Source organism: Micromonospora sp. NPDC051924, assembly GCF_055586005.1.
Map to the genome: position 1 here is coordinate 1 of NZ_JBVJJA010000002.1, position 18,324 is coordinate 18,324.

At 75.3% G+C, this 18,324-nt stretch carries 16 protein-coding genes and 1 riboswitch; of the genes, 9 read left to right on the forward strand and 7 right to left on the reverse strand.

Annotated elements, in window-relative coordinates:
* Nucleotides 1-105: 105 nt before the first annotated feature.
* Genes ACZ6S5_RS01355 through ACZ6S5_RS01365 form a run of 3 tightly spaced genes read right to left on the reverse strand, consistent with a single transcriptional unit; the run spans nucleotide 106 to nucleotide 2,463 of the window.
* The gene (locus ACZ6S5_RS01355) at nucleotides 106-396 is read right to left on the reverse strand and encodes a YciI family protein (RefSeq protein ID WP_465996543.1); all 291 of its coding nucleotides are present in this window, start codon (nucleotides 394-396) and stop codon (nucleotides 106-108) included.
* A gap of 10 nt (nucleotides 397-406) precedes the next feature.
* Nucleotides 407-1,987, reverse strand: coding sequence for a type III secretion system chaperone family protein (locus ACZ6S5_RS01360; protein WP_465996545.1), 1,581 nt, complete (start codon nucleotides 1,985-1,987; stop codon nucleotides 407-409).
* Nucleotides 1,984-2,463 (reverse strand): YbjN domain-containing protein, encoded by a 480-nt coding sequence (locus ACZ6S5_RS01365; protein WP_465996547.1) that lies wholly within the window; start codon nucleotides 2,461-2,463, stop codon nucleotides 1,984-1,986. Before ACZ6S5_RS01365 ends, ACZ6S5_RS01360 begins: the two co-directional genes overlap by 4 nt.
* A gap of 114 nt (nucleotides 2,464-2,577) precedes the next feature.
* Between ACZ6S5_RS01365 and ACZ6S5_RS01370 the strand changes: the two genes are divergently transcribed.
* On the forward strand, nucleotides 2,578-5,034 hold the full coding sequence (locus ACZ6S5_RS01370) for an FtsK/SpoIIIE family DNA translocase (protein ID WP_465996549.1): 2,457 nt from the start codon (nucleotides 2,578-2,580) through the stop codon (nucleotides 5,032-5,034).
* A 24-nt stretch (nucleotides 5,035-5,058) separates the two neighbouring features.
* Here the strand turns inward: ACZ6S5_RS01370 and ACZ6S5_RS01375 are convergent, their stop codons facing one another.
* On the reverse strand, nucleotides 5,059-5,655 hold the full coding sequence (locus ACZ6S5_RS01375; RefSeq protein WP_465996551.1) for a TetR/AcrR family transcriptional regulator: 597 nt from the start codon (nucleotides 5,653-5,655) through the stop codon (nucleotides 5,059-5,061).
* 131 nt (nucleotides 5,656-5,786) lie between these two features.
* Between ACZ6S5_RS01375 and ACZ6S5_RS01380 the strand changes: the two genes are divergently transcribed.
* Entirely contained in the window at nucleotides 5,787-7,217 is a 1,431-nt protein-coding gene (locus tag ACZ6S5_RS01380) for an MFS transporter (protein ID WP_465996553.1), read from the forward strand.
* Between the two features lie 75 nt (nucleotides 7,218-7,292).
* Here the strand turns inward: ACZ6S5_RS01380 and ACZ6S5_RS01385 are convergent, their stop codons facing one another.
* On the reverse strand, nucleotides 7,293-7,538 hold the full coding sequence (locus ACZ6S5_RS01385; RefSeq protein WP_465996555.1) for a hypothetical protein: 246 nt from the start codon (nucleotides 7,536-7,538) through the stop codon (nucleotides 7,293-7,295).
* Between the two features lie 97 nt (nucleotides 7,539-7,635).
* Entirely contained in the window at nucleotides 7,636-7,950 is a 315-nt protein-coding gene (locus ACZ6S5_RS01390) for a DMT family transporter (RefSeq protein ID WP_465996557.1), read from the reverse strand.
* Nucleotides 7,951-8,004: 54 nt separating this feature from the next.
* Nucleotides 8,005-8,069, reverse strand: a riboswitch (guanidine-III (ykkC-III) riboswitch).
* A 95-nt stretch (nucleotides 8,070-8,164) separates the two neighbouring features.
* On the opposite strand from ACZ6S5_RS01390, the gene ACZ6S5_RS01395 reads away from it, so the two are divergent.
* The 7 genes from ACZ6S5_RS01395 (at nucleotide 8,165) to pspM (ending at nucleotide 14,573) form a co-directional block, all read left to right on the forward strand.
* Nucleotides 8,165-9,088, forward strand: coding sequence for an ornithine cyclodeaminase family protein (locus ACZ6S5_RS01395; RefSeq protein ID WP_465996967.1), 924 nt, complete (start codon nucleotides 8,165-8,167; stop codon nucleotides 9,086-9,088).
* Between the two features lie 219 nt (nucleotides 9,089-9,307).
* Nucleotides 9,308-10,801, forward strand: coding sequence for a 30S ribosomal protein S12 methylthiotransferase RimO (gene rimO, locus ACZ6S5_RS01400; RefSeq protein ID WP_465996559.1), 1,494 nt, complete (start codon nucleotides 9,308-9,310; stop codon nucleotides 10,799-10,801).
* 47 nt (nucleotides 10,802-10,848) lie between these two features.
* Complete coding sequence (gene pgsA, locus ACZ6S5_RS01405; protein WP_465996561.1) at nucleotides 10,849-11,427, forward strand: CDP-diacylglycerol--glycerol-3-phosphate 3-phosphatidyltransferase; 579 nt, start codon at nucleotides 10,849-10,851, stop codon at nucleotides 11,425-11,427.
* 69 nt (nucleotides 11,428-11,496) lie between these two features.
* On the forward strand, nucleotides 11,497-12,078 hold the full coding sequence (locus ACZ6S5_RS01410) for a CinA family protein (RefSeq protein ID WP_465996563.1): 582 nt from the start codon (nucleotides 11,497-11,499) through the stop codon (nucleotides 12,076-12,078).
* A gap of 226 nt (nucleotides 12,079-12,304) precedes the next feature.
* Nucleotides 12,305-12,754: a helix-turn-helix domain-containing protein gene (locus tag ACZ6S5_RS01415; RefSeq protein WP_465996565.1), complete on the forward strand. Its 450-nt coding sequence runs from the start codon at nucleotides 12,305-12,307 to the stop codon at nucleotides 12,752-12,754.
* Between the two features lie 173 nt (nucleotides 12,755-12,927).
* Nucleotides 12,928-13,788, forward strand: a complete 861-nt coding sequence (locus ACZ6S5_RS01420) for a PspA/IM30 family protein (protein ID WP_465996567.1) — start codon at nucleotides 12,928-12,930, stop codon at nucleotides 13,786-13,788.
* A gap of 17 nt (nucleotides 13,789-13,805) precedes the next feature.
* A complete protein-coding gene (gene pspM / locus ACZ6S5_RS01425; protein WP_465996569.1) occupies nucleotides 13,806-14,573 on the forward strand; it encodes a phage shock envelope stress response protein PspM in 768 nt (255 codons plus the stop codon).
* A gap of 5 nt (nucleotides 14,574-14,578) precedes the next feature.
* Here the strand turns inward: pspM and ACZ6S5_RS01430 are convergent, their stop codons facing one another.
* On the reverse strand, nucleotides 14,579-18,181 hold the full coding sequence (locus ACZ6S5_RS01430; RefSeq protein ID WP_465996969.1) for a hypothetical protein: 3,603 nt from the start codon (nucleotides 18,179-18,181) through the stop codon (nucleotides 14,579-14,581).
* Nucleotides 18,182-18,324 lie beyond the last annotated feature (143 nt).

Here is an 18,324-nt window from a genome sequence, read left to right on the forward strand (position 1 = left end):
CCCCCCCCCCCCCCCCCCCCCCCCCCCCCCCCCCCCCCCCCCCCCCCCCCCCCCCCCCCCCCCCCCCCCCCCCCCCCCCCCCCCCCCCCCGCGCCGGGTCCGGGATCAGCTCTCGCGCAGGTGCGCCAGGCCGTGGGCGACCCGGCCGGCGACGAACTCGGTGACCTCGTACGCGGCCACACCCCGCATGGCGAACGGGTCGGTGGCCAGCCGCCGGTCCAGCTCGGCGCGGTCCAGCCCGGCGGCCAGGATCACCCCACCGGTGCGCGGCACCTTCCGGCCGGAGGCGAGGAAGACGCCGTCGGCGTACTGGCGCTCCACCCAGGCCAGGTGGTCGGGCAGGGCGGCGTCGACCTGGTCCAGGCCGGTCAGGTAGCTCAGGGTCACCACGAACACGCCGGCGATGTTAGCCCTCGGGCAGCGCGGCGACCGCCTCGGCGTACGCCACGCCGGTGTTCACCGCGGCGGTGACCAGCACGGCCAGCTGCACCGGGGCCACCCCGTGCGCCAGGTCGGTGGTCACGTCGCCGGCCAGCACCAGCGCACCGTCGCCCGGGTCGTGCACGTACGCGGCCGGCAGCAGCCGGTCGTGGTTCCAGGCGTTGCAGAACGCGTGCGCCTCGGCCCGGCGGGTGGCCGGCAGCCGCCGGGTGGCCACCGCCCGGGCGTGCAGGATCTCCCCCTGCTCGCCGAGCCGGCGGAACTGGATCACCGCCGCGCCCCACCGGCCGACCACGGTGCCGTCCGGTTCCACCGCGTACCCGTCGCCCCGCGCGTCGAGGGCGGCGGTGAGCAGCGCCAGGCTCAGCGGCACCGGTTCCTCCTCGCCCGGCGGCCCCGGCGCGGTCGGGTCGTCCTCGGTGCCGTCGCCGAGCTCGTCCTCGGCGGGCAGCGGCACCGGCTCGGCAAGCGGCCGTTCGGCCAGCCAGGAGGCGATCCGGCCGGACTGGTGCCCGGTGCCGTTGCGGGCGTCGAAGCTGCCGGCGAGCGTGGTGGCCAGGGCCTGCAGGTCCCCGCCGAGGGTGGCCACGTCCACCTCGGCCGCCGGCCGGGGGCCGTGACCGGGCCGGTGGATCCGCCGGCCGCCGAGGCCGGCCTCGACGGCGAGCGCGCAGAGCAGCGACCCCGCGGCCGCGAACTCCATCGCGGACAGATCGTCGGTCGGGTGGTCCAGCCGGGGCAGCTGCTCGGCCAGCACGTCCAGCCCGTGCGCCAGGTGCCCGCCCAGCGCGCAGAACCGCAGGTGCGCGGCGAGCAGCGGGAACGCGGCACGCTCCCGCCGGTGCCGGCGGTACGCCCGCACGTGCGCCCGGGCCGCCCGCGCCGCCTCGCCGGTGCGCAGCCACGGCAGCAGCCCGGCGACCAGCGCCCGCTCCGGCTGGTCGGTGCAGTCCACCTCGCCGTCGCGTACCGGGTCCAGCGCGGCCAGGGCCGCGACCGGCTCGCCCCAACCGGCCAGCAGCTCGGCCCGCCGCGCCGGGGCGCAGCCGGGGCACCCGGCGGCCGGGTGGGGCAGGGCGGCGCACCAGCGGTCGTACTCCCGGCGGGCGGTCGGCTCGTCGCCGAGGTGGTCGGCGAGCCGGCAGCGCAGCTCGGCCACCGGCTCGGCGTCGGTGCCCAGCCGGTCGGCGAGATCGTCGAGCAGGGACCGGGCCTGGTCCAGGCCGACCCGCGGGGTGCCGAAGAGCGCCTCCACCGCCTGCCGTTGGTGCCGGTGCAGCCGCTCGACCTCCCCGGCGCGGCCGTCGGGCCGGCCGTCCAGCGTGGCCAGACAGCGGCGGACCGGCTCCACCAGCCGCCACCGCTCGCCCAGATGCAGGTACGCCTCGATCAGCGCGAACCGCGCCGCCAGACCGGTAGGCACGTCACCGGTCACGTCCGCCCGCGCGGCGATCCGGTCCAGCTCGGCGCAGCGGGCCTCCCCGTCGGGCAGGTCGAGGGCGTCGGCGAGGGCGTCGGCCAGTCCCCGGTCGCGGGAGGTGGTCACCGGACCGACCCGCCGGGCAGCTCGCCCACGGCGGCGGCCAGCTGGCAGCCGGTGGCGACGCCGCAGTCGATGAGCTGGTCGAGCTGGTGCGGGGTGACCCCGCGTTCCAGGTCGGTGATGACCTCGCCGCAGACCTGGGCGAGCCCGTCGTCGGCGACGTGCACGAACGCCTTGGGCCAGAGCCGGTCGTGGTTCCATGCGTTGCAGAACGCGTAGAGCGCGGGCACGTGCTCGATGCCGAAGCAGTGCCCGGCGACGGTACGGATCTGGAGCAGCTCCCCGTCGGCGCCCCGGCGGTGGAACCAGATCAGGCTCTCCGCCCAGCGGCCGACCAGGTCGCCGCCGGGTTCCGCGGCCACCGTGTACCCCCGGGCGGCCAGCACGGCGGCGATCAGCTCACCGGTCAGCGGTCGCAGCTGCTGCGGGTGTCCGGCCAGGGGGCCGTCCGGACCGTCCTCGATCTCCGGCGACGCCATGAGGGCATCCCTTCTGAGGCGAATAACACACCCGGCGGCGCGGTCGGTGGTGCGACGCGCGGACACGACCCGGAAAAGCGGCGATCTGCCGGGTCCCGCCGTTACGGTGACTCTATGGCGGGCCGTACCTCTCAGGCGAGCCGGCGGCGCGGCGCGTCGCCGCGCGGTACCACGAACAGCCGTGCCCGCCAGCCGGCCAAGAAGGCCACCCGGGCGGCTACCCGCCGGCGGACGGCGGCCCGGCCCGGCCCGGCCGTCTACGTCGGACGCGCGGTCGGCGCCCTGTGGATGGGGCTGGCGCACGGCCTGGGCTGGGCGGTCCGGGCGGCCGGCCGGCAGGCCGCCTCGGCCCGCGACCTCGACCCGGAGCACCGCCGCGACGGCGGAGGGCTGCTGCTGTTCGGTCTCGCCCTGCTCAGCGCGGTGGCCATCTGGTTCGGCAAGGCCGGGCCGGTCGGCGCCCGGCTCGCCGACACCGTCCGGCTCTTCCTCGGCGCGATCGCGATCGTGGTGCCGGTGCTGCTGATGATCGGCGCCTGGCGGCTGCTGCGTACCCCCGCCGACCCCGAGCACCGCGGCCGCGGCCTGGTCGGCTGGGGCTCGATGCTGCTCGCCACCGCGGCGATGCTGCACATCGGACAGGACCCGGTGGACGCGGTGCAGCGCGACTACGCGGGCGGCCTGATCGGCGCCGGCGTCGGCGACCTGCTGGAGGCCGCGGTGACCGCCTGGGTGGCGGTGCCCCTGCTGGTCCTGCTGCTGGTCTTCGGCCTGTTGGTGGTCACCGCGACGCCGATCAACAAGATCCCGGAGCGGCTCGGGCTGCTCGCCGGCAGCCTGGTCGCGCCGCCCGCCGCCGAGGACGCCGAGACCGAGGCCGCGCCGAAGCCGGCCCGGAAGCGGCCGGCCAAGCGGCTACCCCCGCCGCTGGACCCTAACGACCTGGACGACGACCTCGACGGGGTGGACCTGCAGGACACCCTGGTGCTGCCGCGCAAACCGCCGGGCAAGGTCCCGGCCACCCGCAAGCCGGTCGAGCCGCCGGAGCACTCACCGCTGCCCAGCCGCGCCGAGCAGCTCGCGCTCACCGGGCTGGCCGGCGACTACACCCTGCCGCCGGCCAACATGCTCGGCAGCGGCGCCGCGCCGAAGAGCCGGAGCAAGGCCAACGACGAGGTGATCGCCGCGCTGACCGGCGTCTTCGAGCAGTTCGACGTGGACGCCGCGGTCACCGGCTTCACCCGCGGCCCGACGGTCACCCGCTACGAGGTCGAGCTGGGTCCGGGCGTCAAGGTCGAGCGGATCACCCAGTTGTCCCGCAACATCGCGTACGCGGTGAAGTCGCCGGACGTGCGGATTCTCAGCCCGATCCCGGGCAAGAGCGCGGTCGGCGTGGAGATCCCCAATACCGACCCGGAGAACGTGGCGCTCGGCGACGTGCTCCGCTCGCGGGCCGCGAAGAGCGACCACCACCCGATGGTGGTGGCGTTGGGCAAGGACATCGAGGGCGGCTACGTGGTGGCCAACCTCGCGAAGATGCCCCACATCCTGATCGCCGGCGCCACCGGCGCGGGCAAGTCGTCCTGCCTCAACTCGCTGCTCGTGTCGATCCTCACCCGGGCCACCCCGGACGAGGTCCGGCTGCTGCTGGTCGACCCGAAGCGGGTCGAGCTGACCGGCTACGAGGGCATCCCGCATCTGGTCACCCCGATCGTGACCAACCCGAAGAAGGCGGCCGACTCGCTGGAGTGGGTCGTCCGCGAGATGGACATGCGCTACGACGACCTCGCCGCCAACGGGGTCCGGCACATCGACGACTTCAACCGCAAGGTGCGCAACGGCGAGATCAAGGCCCCGCCGGGCAGCGAGCGGAAGCTGCGGCCGTACCCGTACCTGCTGGTGATAGTGGACGAGCTGGCCGACCTGATGATGGTCGCGCCGCGCGACGTGGAGGACTCCATCGTCCGGATCACCCAGCTCGCCCGGGCCGCCGGCATCCACCTGGTGCTCGCCACCCAGCGGCCCTCGGTCGACGTGGTCACCGGCCTGATCAAGGCGAACGTGCCGTCCCGGCTGGCCTTCGCCACCTCGTCCCTGGCCGACTCGCGGGTCATCCTCGACCAGCCGGGCGCGGAGAAGCTGCTCGGTCGGGGCGACGGCCTCTTCCTGCCGATGGGCGCGTCGAAGCCGATCCGGATCCAGGGCGCCTGGGTGACCGAGCGCGAGATCCACGACGTGGTGAAGTTCTGCAAGGACCAGCGCGAGCCGGACTTCCGCGCGGACGTGCTGACCGTCGCGCAGGACAGCAAGAAGAAGATCGACGAGGACATCGGCGACGACCTGGACCTGCTGGTGCAGGCGGTGGAGCTGGTGGTGACCTCGCAGTTCGGCTCGACCTCGATGCTCCAGCGCAAGCTCCGGGTCGGCTTCGCCAAGGCGGGCCGGCTGATGGACCTGATGGAGACCCGGGGCGTGGTCGGCCCGTCCGAGGGCTCCAAGGCGCGCGACGTGCTGGTCAAGCCGGACGAGTTGGAGGAGGTCCTGGTGGGTCTCCGCGGCAGCGAGGAGTAGGGCGCCGAGAGGTGACCGGTCGGGTCACCCGGCCGGTGGCGCGTATGCGGCCTGCAGGGTCGCGTCGATGACCCAGGCCGCGTCCTGCTCGGCGAGGCGTCCTTCGGTGATTTCGTCCGCCGCCGCGTGCACCACGGTGTGGACGAGCGCGACCATCCAGGTCGCGGGCAGGTCGGTGCGGAACACGCCCTCGGCCCGGCCGCGCTCGATGAGGCCGGCGATGCGGCGCATCGGCCCCTCGTGCGCGGCCCGGATGCGGGCGGGTGGCAGTGACCGTTGGGCGGCGTCGAGCAGGTGCCGGAACTGGTCGACGATCTGCCAGCTCGATGCGACGAGGCGGCTGAGGGCTGCCCGGGGGTCGCCGGTCAGGTCGACCGTCTCCAACGCCCGGTCCGCCCGGTCCACGGTGCGGGTGAACAGCTGGTCGATGAGGTCGTCGCGGGACGAGAAGTGGCCGTAGAGCGTCACCCGGCCGACCCCGGCGCGCCGCGCGATCTCGGCAATGTTGGCGTCCGGATCCCGGACCAGGCACTCCAGTGCCGCGTCGAGGATCGCGGCGATGTTCCGCTGCGCGTCCGCGCGCTTGCCGCGCTGCCCGACGGCGTCGGTCGTCCGGTCCACCACATCCTCCTTTGTCAAACACCCGTGTTCAGGTTACCGTGAGGCGGTAAGTCGTACACGCATGTTCGACTTAGCGGGCCGGCCGGGACGATCTCGCCGGCTGCCCGGCCGTCCGTCACGGGAGTCGCCCCATGAACGCCCACGTCACATCGCCACCGCACGCCGTCGCGCCGGCCCAGCCCGTCCCGCGCCGGTGGCGGGCGCTGGCGCTGCTCAGCCTCGCCCAGTTCATGCTCATCCTCGACGTCACCGTGGTCACCATCGCGCTGCCGAGCATCGGTGCCGACCTCGGTCTCGACCGCGCGGCACTGACCTGGGTCGTCGCCGCGTACACCCTGGTCTTCGGTGGTCTGATGCTTCTCGGCGGTCGCGCCGCCGACCTGTTCGACGCCCGCCGGACCGTGCTCGCCGGCCTGGCGTTCTTCACCGCGTCGTCGCTGGTGGCGGGGCTGTCGGTCAACGCCGCGATGCTCATCGGCGGTCGGATCGGTCAGGGCGTCGGCGCCGCGCTGCTCTCTCCCGCCGCACTCTCCCTGGTCACGACGCTGTTCCAGGGCGCGGAACGGCACCGGGCGCTCGGCGTCTGGGGTGCCCTGGGCGGCACCGGGGCGGCCGTCGGCGTGCTGCTGGGCGGCCTGCTCACCGCCGGCCCGGGCTGGAAATGGATCTTCTACGTCAATGTGCCGATCGGGCTCGCCGTGCTCGCCCTGCTGCCCGTCGTCGTGCCGGGGCCGGGCCCACGGCGCGCGGACCGGAAGCTGGACCTGCCCGGGGCGCTCACCGTCACGCTCGCCACCGCGGCGGCGCTCTACGGGCTGATCAGCGCCGGAGACCACGGCTGGGCCGCCCTGTCCACCCTCGGCCCGCTCGCGGTCGCCGCCGCGCTCTACGCGGGTTTCGTGCTGGTCGAACGGGCCGTCCGGGCGCCGCTGGTGGACCTCTCGATCCTCGCCCGCCGCCGGGTCGCCGCGGGTGCGTTCCTGATGCTGGTGGCGACCGGGCTGCTGATCGCGAGCTTCTTCCTCGGTTCGTTCTATCTGCAGCAGGTGCGTGGACACGGCGCGCTGACCACCGGGCTGCTCTTCCTGCCGGTCGCGCTCGGCACCGTCGTCGGCGCCCACGCGGCCAGCCACGGGGTCGGGCACCTCGGTCCCCGGACGACGGCCGCCGTGGGACTCGCGGTCGCCGCGCTGGGCGCCGCGGTCCCCGCCGTGGGCCCGACGTCCGGGTCGGTGGTCATCGGGATCGGCGTCGCCGCAGCCGGGCTGGGGATGACCTTCGTGGCGGCCACCACCACCGCGCTCGCCGACGTGGCGCCCGGGGAGGCCGGAGTCACCTCGGGCGTCGTCAACACGTTCCACGAACTCGGCGGTTCGGTCGGCGTGGCGGTCGTCTCCACGATCGCCGCCGCGAGTCTGACCTCCGGTGGGGTGGTGGTGGCCACCGGCTTCACGCACGCCTTCGTCTTCAGCGCGGTCGCCGCCGCCCTGGCCGCGCTGGTGTCACTGGTCCTGGTGCCGGCCGGCCGGCCGCCGGCCGGGGTGTCGGTGCGCCTGCACTAGCGGCGGGGTGTCCTCGGGAAAGACCGCGACGAGGGCCTGCCGGAACGTCGGCAGGCCCTCGTGGCGTACGGGCGGTCAGGAGTTCAGGATGGCGTAGCCGATGATCATGCCGATGATGGCGCCGGCCACGCTGGCGGCGGCGGCGTACCAGCCGAGCGGCTTGTCGCCCAGCACCGCGCCGACGATGCCGAGCACCAGGCCGACCAGGCCGAAGAGCGGCGGCAGGAAGAAGATCGCGATGACCGCGAAGACGAACGCGAGAATCGTGCAGACCCGTGCGGCGCTGCTGCGCGGGCGGGCGGTGGCGTGGATGTCGGCCATGGTGTCCTCCGTGATGTGGGTACCTCGGGTGGGGTGAGGCATCACTACCCGCGACGCACCCACCACCAAACCGGACGAGGACACCGTTCGGGGACGCCTAGTGGAAGAGCTTGAGCCCGACCACGCCGGCCACCACCAGCAGCAGGCAGCCGATCCGGGGGACGGTGGCCGGCTCGTGCAACGCGACCATGCCGACCAGCGCGGTGCCCACCGCGCCGATGCCGACCCAGACCGCGTAGCCGGTGCCGACCGGGATCTCGCGCAGCGCGTACGCCAGGCCGGCCATGCTCGCCACCAGCGAGACGCCGAAGACGGCCGAGGGGAGGGGGCGACTGAAGCCGGCGCTGCGGTCGAGGGCGACCGCCCACACGGTCTCCAGCAGTCCGGAGAGCACCAGCACGATCCAGGCCATGACGATCACCTCTGACGGGCGGGCCCGGCCGCGCGGGCCGGGACGGGTGGTCAACGCGGGGCGTCTTGGCCTGACCGGGTACGCCCACCACTCGTCCGGGGCGGCACGGGCCGCCGTGCCCGACGCTAGCACCGCCGTCGCCTGTCAGCGGACGCGGTGACGAAGGCCACCATGACTGGAGTTAACGCGAACTTCAGGTTGCACCATGGTCGTCATGACCGTGCTCTTCTCCGACGAGGACGTCGCCGCGGCGGTGGACGCCCCGCTCACCGTCGCCGCCATGCGGGACGCGCTGCTGGCCGCGTACGAGGGACGGCTGATCGCCCCGCCCCGGGCGTCCGCCCCGCTCGGCGGCGGTCGGATGGTGCTCACCGCCGGCCACCTCACCGGTGAGTGGTACGGCTTCCGGTCGTACGACACCTTCGGGCACCCGGAGAGCGGGCAGCTGGTCGTGCTGCACGACGCGCGCACCGGGGCGGTACGCGCCATCGCGGTCGGCGAGGAGCTGGGCTCCCGGCGTACCGGCGGACTGGGCGGGGTGGCCGTCGACGCCCTGGCCCGCCCGGACGCGGCGACCCTCGGCGTGGTGGGCTCCGGCCGGCAGGCGTGGACCCAGGTCTGGGCCGCCGCCGCGGTCCGGCCGCTGCGCGAGGTGACCGTGCACAGCCGCTCGGCGGCCCGCCGGGAGGCGTTCGCCGCCCGGGTCCGGGCCGAACTGGGCGTGCCCGCCCGGGCCGTCGGCTCGGCCGCCGAGGCGGTTCGGCACCGGGACGTGGTGGTGCTCGCCACCACCAGCACCACCCCGGTGCTCGACGCGGCCGACCTCTCCCCGGGCACCCACGTCAACACCGTCGGCTTCAAGCAGGTCCACCGGCACGAATTCGGCCCCGACCTGCTGGACGCCGCCGACGTGCTGGTCACCGACTCGCCGGCGCAGGCCGCCGCGTACGCCCCGCCGATGCTCGCCGCCGTCGAGCCGTACGCCGGTCGGCTGCGCGACCTGGGCGCGGTGCTGGCCGGAGCGGTGTCGGGCCGGACCGGCGCGGACCAGGTCTCGGTCTTCTGCTCCACCGGCCTGGCCGGCACCGAGGTCTTCCTGCTGGACCGGCTGGCCCGGGTCGGTGCGGCGGCCCGCTGACCGCCCCGGGTCGACGCCGCCGTGGCGCGGGCGTGGCCCGCTCCGCCAGGCGGTCGGGTCCGCGGGCCGCGGCAAGTCGGCCCTTCCCGCCGCCCGGAGACGGCGACGTGCCGCGACCCGCCCGACGGCGGCCCGGCCGGGCCGTCCGGGCGGGGTGTGAGGTGGTCGATGGCGGCGGCCGGCCGTCGCGGGGTTCCGCGCGCGGCCCGGTACCCTCGGATGGTGTCTGCCACCTCCCCTTCCGACAGCCGTCGAGTCGCCCTGCTGACCCTGGGCTGTGCCCGTAACGAGGTCGACTCCGAGGAGCTGGCCGCCCGGCTGCACGCCGACGGCTGGCAGGTGACCACCGACGGCGAGGGAGCCGACGTGGTGGTCGTGAACACCTGCGGCTTCGTGGAGAAGGCCAAGCAGGACTCGATCCAGACGCTGCTCGCCGCCGCCGACACCGGCGCCAAGGTGGTCGCCGCCGGCTGCATGGCCGAGCGGTACGGCCGCGAGCTGGCCGACAGCCTCCCCGAGGCGCAGGCGGTGCTGAGCTTCGACGACTACCCGGACATCTCGGCCCGGCTGAACGCCGTGGTCGCCGGCGAGGCGGTCGAGGCGCACACCCCGCGCGACCGCCGGGAGCTGCTGCCGCTCACCCCGGTGAAGCGGCGCGAGGCGGCCGTGTCGCTGCCCGGCCACGGCACCCCGACCCGGGTGACCACCGAGACCGACGCGCACACCCCGGCCCACCTGCGGCAGGTGCTGCGACACCGGCTCGACACCGGGCCGGTCGCCTCGCTCAAGCTGGCCAGCGGCTGCGACCGGCGCTGCGCGTTCTGCGCCATCCCGGCGTTCCGCGGGGCGTTCGTCTCGCGTACCCCGGACGAGCTGCTCGCCGAGGCGGAGTGGCTGGCCAAGACCGGCGTCCGCGAGCTGGTGCTGGTCAGCGAGAACTCGACGTCGTACGGCAAGGACCTGGGTGACCCCCGGGCGCTGGAGAAGCTGTTGCCGCAGCTCGCCGCGATCGACGGGATCGTCCGGGTCCGGGCCAGCTACCTGCAGCCCGCCGAGACCCGGCCCGGCCTGGTCGAGGTGATCGCCACCACGCCCGGCGTGGCCGCCTACTTCGACCTGTCCTTCCAGCACTCCAGCGAGCCGGTGCTGCGCCGGATGCGCCGGTTCGGTTCCACCGACCGCTTCCTGGAGCTGCTCGCCTCCGCCCGCGCCCTGGCCCCCGAGGCGGGCGCCCGCAGCAACTTCATCGTCGGCTTCCCGGGCGAGACCCGGCAGGACGTCAACGAGCTGGTCCGGTTCCTGACCGAGGCGCGGCTGGACGCGATCGGCGTGTTCGACTACAGCGACGAGGACGGGACCGAGGCCGCCGGCCTGCCCGGCAAGATCAGCGCCGCCACGATCAAGCGGCGGTACGACAAGCTCGCCGCGCTCGCCGACGAGCTCTGCTCGCAGCGGGCCGAGGAGCGGCTCGGCTCGACAATCGAGGTGCTGGTCGACTCGGTCGCCGACGGGGTGGTCGAGGGGCGGGCCGCCCACCAGGCGCCCGAGGTCGACGGCTCGACCACCCTGGTCGCGCCGGTGGACGGCGGGGTCGACCTGGCCGCGCTGCGCCCCGGCGACCTGGTCCGGGCCACGGTCACCGCGACCGAGGGTGTCGACCTGGTCGCGGTACCGGATGAGATGATCTCGGCGGCGCCCGGCGCGGCGCGGTGACGACGGGCCCGGACGGAGCGGGGGAGCCACGTGGGGCGGTGCCAGGCATGACCGGGGCGGAGTCGGTGGCGGCCCGGGTACCCCTGCTCAACGCGGCGAACGTGCTGACCGCGGTGCGGCTGGTGCTGGTGCCGGTGTTCGCCGTCACGGTGGTCGCCTCCGGGATGACGCACGCCGGCTGGCGGATGGCGGCCTGCCTGATCTTCGCGGTCGCCTCGGCGACCGACCTGGTGGACGGCTGGATCGCCCGCCGGTTCGGGCTGGTCACCTCGCTGGGCAAGGTCGCCGATCCGATCGCCGACAAGGCGCTCACCGGCGCCGCGCTGGTGCTGCTCTCCGTCCTTGACCGGTTGCCCTGGTGGGTGACCGTGGTGATCCTCGCCCGCGAGCTGGGCATCACCGCGCTGCGGTTCTGGGTGATCCGGCACGGCGTCATCGCCGCCAGCCGGGGCGGCAAGATCAAGACCGCCCTCCAGATCCTCGCCATCACCTGGTACCTCTGGCCGATGCCCGCCGCGCTGGCCGTCGTCGGCCCGTGGATCATGGGAGCGGCGGTGGTGGTCACCGTGGTCACCGGGTTCGACTACATCGCCCAGGCCCTCCGGCTGCGCCGCCCCACCCCCTGACGTCCTCCCGGTCCGGGTGCCGGCTGGAAGGATGAGTGGGGCGGGACGGTCGGGGAAGAGGTGTTGACCATGGGTACGGACGCGACGCACGAGCGGGTCGACGCGGGTCGGGCCGCGTTCGTGGTGCACAGCCTGCACGAACGGCACGAGACCCTGGCGACCGTCGAGTCGCTGACCGGCGGGGCGCTGGCCAACTCGATCGTGGAGATCGCCGGGGTGAGCGGCATCTACCGGGGCGGCCTGGTGGTCTACGCCACCGAGCTGAAGTCGGAGCTGGCCGGCGTACCCGAGGACCTGCTCGCCGAGCGCGGACCGGTCGATCCCGATGTGGCCGCCGCGCTCGCCGAGGGCGGCCGCCGCCGCTGCGACGCCGACTGGGGGCTGGCCACCACCGGCGTGGCCGGGCCGGAACCGCAGGACGGTAAGCCGGTCGGCCTGGTGTACGTCGCCGCCGCCGGCCCCGGCGGCACCACGGTCCGCCGGCTCGACCTCGACGGCAACCGGGCCGACATCCGCAGCGGCGCGGTGATCGAGGCGCTGCGGTTGCTCGCCGAGCGGATCCAGGCCACGGCTGGCGGGCCCACGGCGGCGGACCCGACCGTAACCGGGCCGCTCGACGCCGGTGACCCGGCCGGGGCGGGCCGACGGTGAGCCCGGCGACGACACGCCCGACCGCGGGCGCGCCGGCCGCCCGGCCCGGAACGGTCGCCGCGGCCGGAACCGCGCAATTCGAGGGGTGGGGCGGGATGTCGGCGGGCCGCGCAACGGGTACGGTTGCGGGAAGGTTCCGGCGGGCGACGCCGGCGTCGGGGGCGGCCGACCGCGTCCGGCGCGGTACGGTCGGCCGGGAATGGTGTTCCCGTCAGGGGGAGGTGCGATGGTCCTGCTACGCCGGGTGATCGGTGACGCACTGCGGGCGCGCCGGCAGGGGCAGCACCGCACCCTCCGCGAGGTCTCCTCCGCCGCCAACGTGAGCCTCGGCTACCTCTCCGAGATCGAGCGCGGCCAGAAGGAGCCCTCCAGCGAGCTGCTGGCCGCGATCTGCGACGCGCTCGGCGCCCGCCTCTCCGAGCTGCTCCGCGAGGTCAGCGACACGGTCGCCCTGGCCGAGCAGATGCCGGACGTGCTGGTGCCGGTGCCCGACGAGCCGGTCGAGCCGACGCGGGTGGCCGCCGCCGCGGTCCGCAAGGCGACCAACCGGGGTGTCCGCCAGGTCACCTCCGACGGGTCGGTGGCCGTCCAGGTCCGGCAGGACGGGCCGCTCAAGGCGACGCTGCGCAGCACCCGGGTCCGCCCCGCCGAGCGGGACGTGGTCTGCGCCGCCTGACCCCGCGTCACGACGTGGCCCGTGGTGGCGACCGCCGCGTACTGTTGATCAGGGTCGTCCGGGTGCCATGGTGGCGTACGCCTGGAACGATGGAGGCACACCGCGCGACCCACCGGTCGACCCCGCCCGGCCCGGTCGAGGCGGCGCGACGCTACTGAGGGGGCAACGCGGAGATGGCGAACCCGTTCGTCAAGGGTTGGAAATACCTGATGGCGCTCTTCGGCGCGAAGATCGACGAGCACGCCGACCCGAAGGTGCAGATCCAGCAGGCCATCGAGGAAGCCCAGCGGCAGCACCAGGCGCTGGTCCAGCAGGCGGCCGCGGTGATCGGCAACCAGCGCCAGCTCGAGATGAAGCTGTCCCGGCAGATGTCCGAGGTCGAACAGCTCCAGGCGAACGCCCGGCAGGCCCTGGTCCTCGCCGACCAGGCCCGCGCCCGGAGTGACGAGGCCGAGGCGGGCCGGTACGAGCAGTCCGCGCAGCTCCTGGCCACCCAGCTGGTCTCCGCCGAACAGGCCACCGAGGACCTCAAGACCCTGCACGACCAGGCGCTCGGCGCGGCCGCGCAGGCGCGCAAGGCGGTCGAGAACAACTCGATGATCCTCCAGCAGAAGCTGGCCGAGCGGACCAAGCTGCTCAGCCAGCTGGAGCAGGCCAAGATGCAGGAGACTGTGGCCCGCTCGCTGGAGTCCATGTCCGCGCTCACCGCTCCCGGCAGCACCCCGTCACTGAACGAGGTCCGGGACCGCATCGAGCGCCGGTACGCCGACGCGATGGGCCGGGCCGAGCTGGCCGGCAACTCGGTCGAGGGCCGGATGCTGGAGATCCAGAAGGCGACGCTCGACTCGGCGGGATCGGCGAGACTGGAGCAGATCCGGTCGAGCATGGCCGGCGAGCAGCTCGCCGGCCGGCAGGACCGCCCCGCCGTGGGACAGCCCCAGCCCGCCACCGACCCGGCGGCCGCCGCCCGGCTGGACGAGATCCGGGCCAGCATGAGCCGGGAGCGCGGTACCGGGGAGAGCACCACCGGCTGACACGCGGGGAGGGCACGATGGCGGACGAGCGGGCGCGACACTTCCGTCGGCTGCGCCGGTTGCGGCGTTCCGCGCGCCGGTGGAGCGTGCTGGCCGGCGGGCTCGGCGGTGCGGCGGCGGTGCTGACCCCGTACGCCGGGCTCGGTCTGCCGGACGCGGCCTGGGCCGGCGCCGCGGGCAGCGCCATCGCGGTCGCCGCTTGGCGCTGGGTCGACCTGCGGGCCCTCGCCGCGGTGCCGGCGCCGCCGGCGCTCGACCCGGCCGAGGCCGCCGCCCGCTCCCGGGCCCGGCTGGTCGCCGCCGTGGAGCGGCTGCCCGTCGGCCCGGGCGTCCTCGCCGAGGTACGCCGGGTCCGGTCCCGCCTGGCGCTGCGCGGCACCACGGCTGCGCAGGCGTGGGCCCGGCTGGACCGGGCCGCGTTGACCCTGGCCGGAATGTCCGGCCGGCTGACCGGGCCGGCCGAGCCGGCGGTCCGCGAGGCGGCCGAGGCCGACCGCTCGTTGCGCGAGCTGGCGACCCGGGTGGCCAGCGTGGAACGCGCCCTCAACTTCGCGCCCCGCGGACCGCTCGCCCAGGTCCATGCGACCCTGACCGCCCAGCTGGAGGACGGAGTGGCCGCGTACGAGCGGCTGGTGGTGGCCGCCGCCGGCTACGTGGCCGAGGACGCCCGCCCGGCCACCGAGCACCCGGCCGCCGGCCGCCTCACCGAGGCCACCGACCTGCTCCACGGCGTCGCCGCCGCGCTGGCCGAACTTCGCACCGCCGGCGCCCCGCTGCGCCCCTGACCCGTTCAGTCGGGGGTGGTGACCGGGACGGGGGTGGTCCAGGCGGAGGTGCCGACCACGTTGTACGCGCGGATCCGGTAGTGGTAGATGGTGCCCCGGGCCAGCCCGGTGTTGGTGAACCCCCGCCCGGTGACGGCGTAGCTCTCCACCCCGTGGGTGAACCCCGGATCGGTGGCCCGCTGCACCACGAAGCCGGAGCCCGGCCCGGTCGGGGTGCCGGCCCCCCAGCTCAGGATCACCGTGGCGGTGTCCGGGGCGGGCGCGGTGGCTAGGGCGCTCACCGCCGTCGGCACGCCCGGCCGGGGCGGGGTGGTCACGGTGGCCACCGTCGACCACGGCGAGGCCGCGCCCAGGTACGTGGTGCGCACCCGGTAGTAGTACGTGGTCTCCGGGGCGACCGCCGGATCCACGTGGGCGTCGCCGACCGTGATGGCGGTGGTCCCCGGCCCGCTGGTGAACGTCGGGTTGGTCGCCCGCTGCACGTCCACCCCGGTGGCGAACGACCGGTTGGCCCAGCGCAGCGCCACCCGCAGCGGCGCGGCCGGCGGCACCGCCGCGGTCAGCTTCGTCGGGGAGGTGAGGTGCACCGCGGCGGGGATGCTGTTCGACCAGGCCGAGCAGCTCACTCCGTTCTCCGCCCGGATCCGGTAGTGGTAGGTGACCCCGGGGGTCACCGTGGCGTCGGTGTACCGGGTGGCGGTGGCGGCTACGGTGATCTCGGTCAGCCCGCCGGTAAAACCGGCGTCGGTGGCCCGTTGCAGCAGGTGGCTGGTGGCCGGCGGGCGGCTGCCGTTGCCGGTCCAGGCCAGCGCGATCGCGGGCAGCGCGGTGGCCGAGCCGGGCGCCGGAGTGGCGGTCAGCCCCGTCGGCGCCTTGGGCGCGACCCGGAGCACCAGCGGCCGGCTCATTCCCTGGTCGCGCAGCCCGGCCGCGCGGGTCCCCCAGCGGTACTCCCAGCCCAGGTTGACCAGCTGGTTGACCACCGCCGCCGGGCGCCCGTCGATCGGGCTGACCGGACTGGCGTCGAGCCGCGCGCCGGCCGGCCGGGCCGGGTCGAGCAGGCGTACGCTGTCGCCGATCTTGAAGGGCAGGCTGGGCGGGACCGGGCGCAGCGCCACGATCACGTCCTCCCGCGGGTTGACCCGGACGGTCTCCTTCCAGCCCAGCTCGCCCGGGTCGGGCGGGCGGATGTGGCCGTCCCAGCCGACCCGGTTGACCAGTTGCAGGTCGCAGCCCTCCACGTGCACCGGGTGGGTACGCGGGGCGTCGCCCACGATCCGCCAGAGCTGGGTGCCGTCGGCCGGGCCGCCGACCGGCGCGGTGGGGTCGGTCGCGTAGAGCACCTCGGTGGCCGGGTCGACCGGCCCGAGCGGCAGCGTGCCCGGGGTGACCGGTCCGGCGAGCGGGTGGCCGACGCCGAGCCGGCCCACCGCCCGACCGTGCCGGGGTTCGAAGACCTGCCCGACCGACTTGACCAGCAGCGGCAGGGTCACCGGGGCCACCGCCCCGGCCGGGGTGAAGGTGACCGAGGTGGCGCGGGCCGGCACCACGGTCTCCCGGGGCGTGCGGGTGCCGAGCGCGGCATCGTACGCCGGCTGCGGCACGATCGGCGGCCGCTGGCTCTCCGCGTACGCGCCGGGCAGGCGGGCGGCGAGGCGGTCCACGTCGTACGGGGCGGCCGGGGCGCCGGCCACCCGGAATTGGAGCAGGGTACGGGTGTTCGGGCCGTAGCCGGGCCGGGCGGCGGGCAGGCCGCCGGTCGGGGTGCGGTCCGGGGCGTCGGTGTGGTGGTCGTAGCGGGGGTCGAACCGGGGCAGCGGGGCCGGGCAGTCGTTGTAGAGGATCAGGTTGCTGCCCGGGGGGACGGTGGCGAAGTCCACCACCACGTCGGCCCGCTCGCCGGGGGCGAGCAGCAGGGTCTGCCCGTCCACGTTGAGCACGGTCGGGTCCTGCCGGTCGTACCGGAAGCCGACCGGGCGGTTGGCCAGCACCACCGGGGCGGGCAGCAGGCCGCCCTCGTTGCCGATCTGGATCAGGTCCGGGCCGGCGGCGCGCGGGTCGGGCACCCCGCCCTCGCGCCCGTCCGTGGGCCAGGTCCCCGATCGCCCCGCCGCCCGCACCGCCTCGACGATCGGCACCTCACCCGCCTCCGGGTCGCCGTCGTCGGTCCACATCGGCTCGTCTGAGCAGGCCCGGTAGAGCTGGAGGTTCAGGCTGCGGTCCGCGCAGGCGTTGAGGATCCGGAACCGGTAGGCCCGCGGCTCCACCTCCAGGTACGGGTAGGCCACCCCGTTGACCAGCGGGGTGTCCCCGTACGCCTCGGGAACCGCGGACGGGTGCGGCACGCCCGGTGCGAGCGGCGGCTCGTCCGGCTCGGCGACCGGGTCGTGGTGCGGGTTCGGCACCGGGGCGACCCACGGGCTGGCGCCACCGTCCGGGTCGTGCGTCCACGGGCCGTAGTCCCAGCGGCCGGTGGGGTTGCCGCCGGTGCTCCGGTACGGGTTCTGCCGGGGCTGGTAGACGTGCGGGTGCCAGAGGCTGCCCTTGGCGCCCCAACGGTCCCGGTCCCAGGTCGGGTCCTGGGCCGCGAGCTGGGCGTCGTCCGGCACGAAGGTCTTGTCCTGGATCACCAGCGGGAGCTGATCGGCGGGGAGCACCCCGTCGTCGACCAGCCGTTCCTCGGCCGGGTCGGTGAGGAGATAGAGCGCGAGCTGACCGGAGTAGACGGTGAGCCGGGACAGCCCGAGGGTGTTGTCGTGCAGCCACATCAGCCGGCCGCTCTGGTCGTTCGGGAAGTAGAGCGTGGTGGCCCCGGCGCCCGGCGACGGCATGTCCGGCACCGGCGTCGCCCCCACCCCCGTCGGGTACGGGGTGATCTCGCCGGCCGGGGTGACCCACTGCCACGGGTTGCCGGCGCTGATCCAGGCCGTCTGCGCCCCGGCCAGGTGCGGCACCGCCCGGTTCTGCGGGTACGGCGCGGGACCGTCCAGCGGCCCGACGCCGGCCCCGTCGAGGGTCTCGTCGACCGGCAGGAAGAGTTCGCCGGCCCGTCCGGTGGGGAGCTGGTTGATGAACTTGATCCGGACCGGGCGCCCGCGGCGTGCCATGATCACCGGGCCGAGGTGCCAGGGCCGGTCGGGCGGGCTGACCGTGTTGTGCCCGGCGGGGTCGGTGCCCAGGTTGAGCTGGCGGTAGCCGCGCAGCCGGGTGCCCGGCAGGTCCCGGTGCAGCCGCTGGGTGTACTCCTGCAACCCGATCTCGTAGTAGTCGCAGCCCGGCCAGGTGATGGTGTCCGGCACGGCCATCGGCAGCCGGGCCCCCAGCCCGGAGGTGGCGAGCGCGCCGGGCACGGGTAGCGCGTCGACGAACTTGCGGATGCCGGTGCCGGGCACCGGCTGGCCGTCCCGGTCCAGCGCCGGCAGCGGCGAGCCGGCGAAGTTCGGCACCGGACCGAAGCAGCGCGGCACGGCCGCCGGGTCCAGGCTGGTCGGCGCCGGCGCATCCGCCTCCTCGGCCGTCCGGGCGGCGGGGACCGTCGGCGCGTGGTCCTCGGCGGTCCGGGCGGCACGGTCCGCCCAGCCCGGCCGGAATCTGCGGAACAGGGCCATGGCTCTCCCCCGGATCTCCGGCGCGCCGGCCACCACCCCGGCGTGGCGGGCGTACGCGCTGCTGACGATCGGTGAGCACTCCACCGCAGCATGCGACGCCGGACGGTGGGGAGGGAAGTGCCCAATCGTCCGTATCTCGGGGG

What these genes read in the sequence shown, in the direction of transcription:
- ACZ6S5_RS01380 (WP_465996553.1), top strand. Translation starts at nt 5,787, where the DNA reads ATGAACGCCCACGTCACATCGCCACCGCACGCCGTCGCGCCGGCCCAG.
- rimO (WP_465996559.1), top strand. Translation starts at nt 9,308, where the DNA reads ATGGTGTCTGCCACCTCCCCTTCCGACAGCCGTCGAGTCGCCCTGCTG.
- pgsA (WP_465996561.1), top strand. Translation starts at nt 10,849, where the DNA reads ATGACCGGGGCGGAGTCGGTGGCGGCCCGGGTACCCCTGCTCAACGCG.
- ACZ6S5_RS01420 (WP_465996567.1), top strand. Translation starts at nt 12,928, where the DNA reads ATGGCGAACCCGTTCGTCAAGGGTTGGAAATACCTGATGGCGCTCTTC.
- pspM (WP_465996569.1), top strand. Translation starts at nt 13,806, where the DNA reads ATGGCGGACGAGCGGGCGCGACACTTCCGTCGGCTGCGCCGGTTGCGG.
- ACZ6S5_RS01385 (WP_465996555.1), bottom strand. Translation starts at nt 7,538, where the DNA reads ATGGCCGACATCCACGCCACCGCCCGCCCGCGCAGCAGCGCCGCACGG.
- ACZ6S5_RS01395 (WP_465996967.1), top strand. Translation starts at nt 8,165, where the DNA reads ATGACCGTGCTCTTCTCCGACGAGGACGTCGCCGCGGCGGTGGACGCC.
- ACZ6S5_RS01415 (WP_465996565.1), top strand. Translation starts at nt 12,305, where the DNA reads ATGGTCCTGCTACGCCGGGTGATCGGTGACGCACTGCGGGCGCGCCGG.
- ACZ6S5_RS01410 (WP_465996563.1), top strand. Translation starts at nt 11,497, where the DNA reads ATGGGTACGGACGCGACGCACGAGCGGGTCGACGCGGGTCGGGCCGCG.
- ACZ6S5_RS01370 (WP_465996549.1), top strand. Translation starts at nt 2,578, where the DNA reads ATGGCGGGCCGTACCTCTCAGGCGAGCCGGCGGCGCGGCGCGTCGCCG.
- ACZ6S5_RS01430 (WP_465996969.1), bottom strand. Translation starts at nt 18,181, where the DNA reads ATGGCCCTGTTCCGCAGATTCCGGCCGGGCTGGGCGGACCGTGCCGCC.
- ACZ6S5_RS01365 (WP_465996547.1), bottom strand. Translation starts at nt 2,463, where the DNA reads ATGGCGTCGCCGGAGATCGAGGACGGTCCGGACGGCCCCCTGGCCGGA.
- ACZ6S5_RS01390 (WP_465996557.1), bottom strand. Translation starts at nt 7,950, where the DNA reads ATGGCCTGGATCGTGCTGGTGCTCTCCGGACTGCTGGAGACCGTGTGG.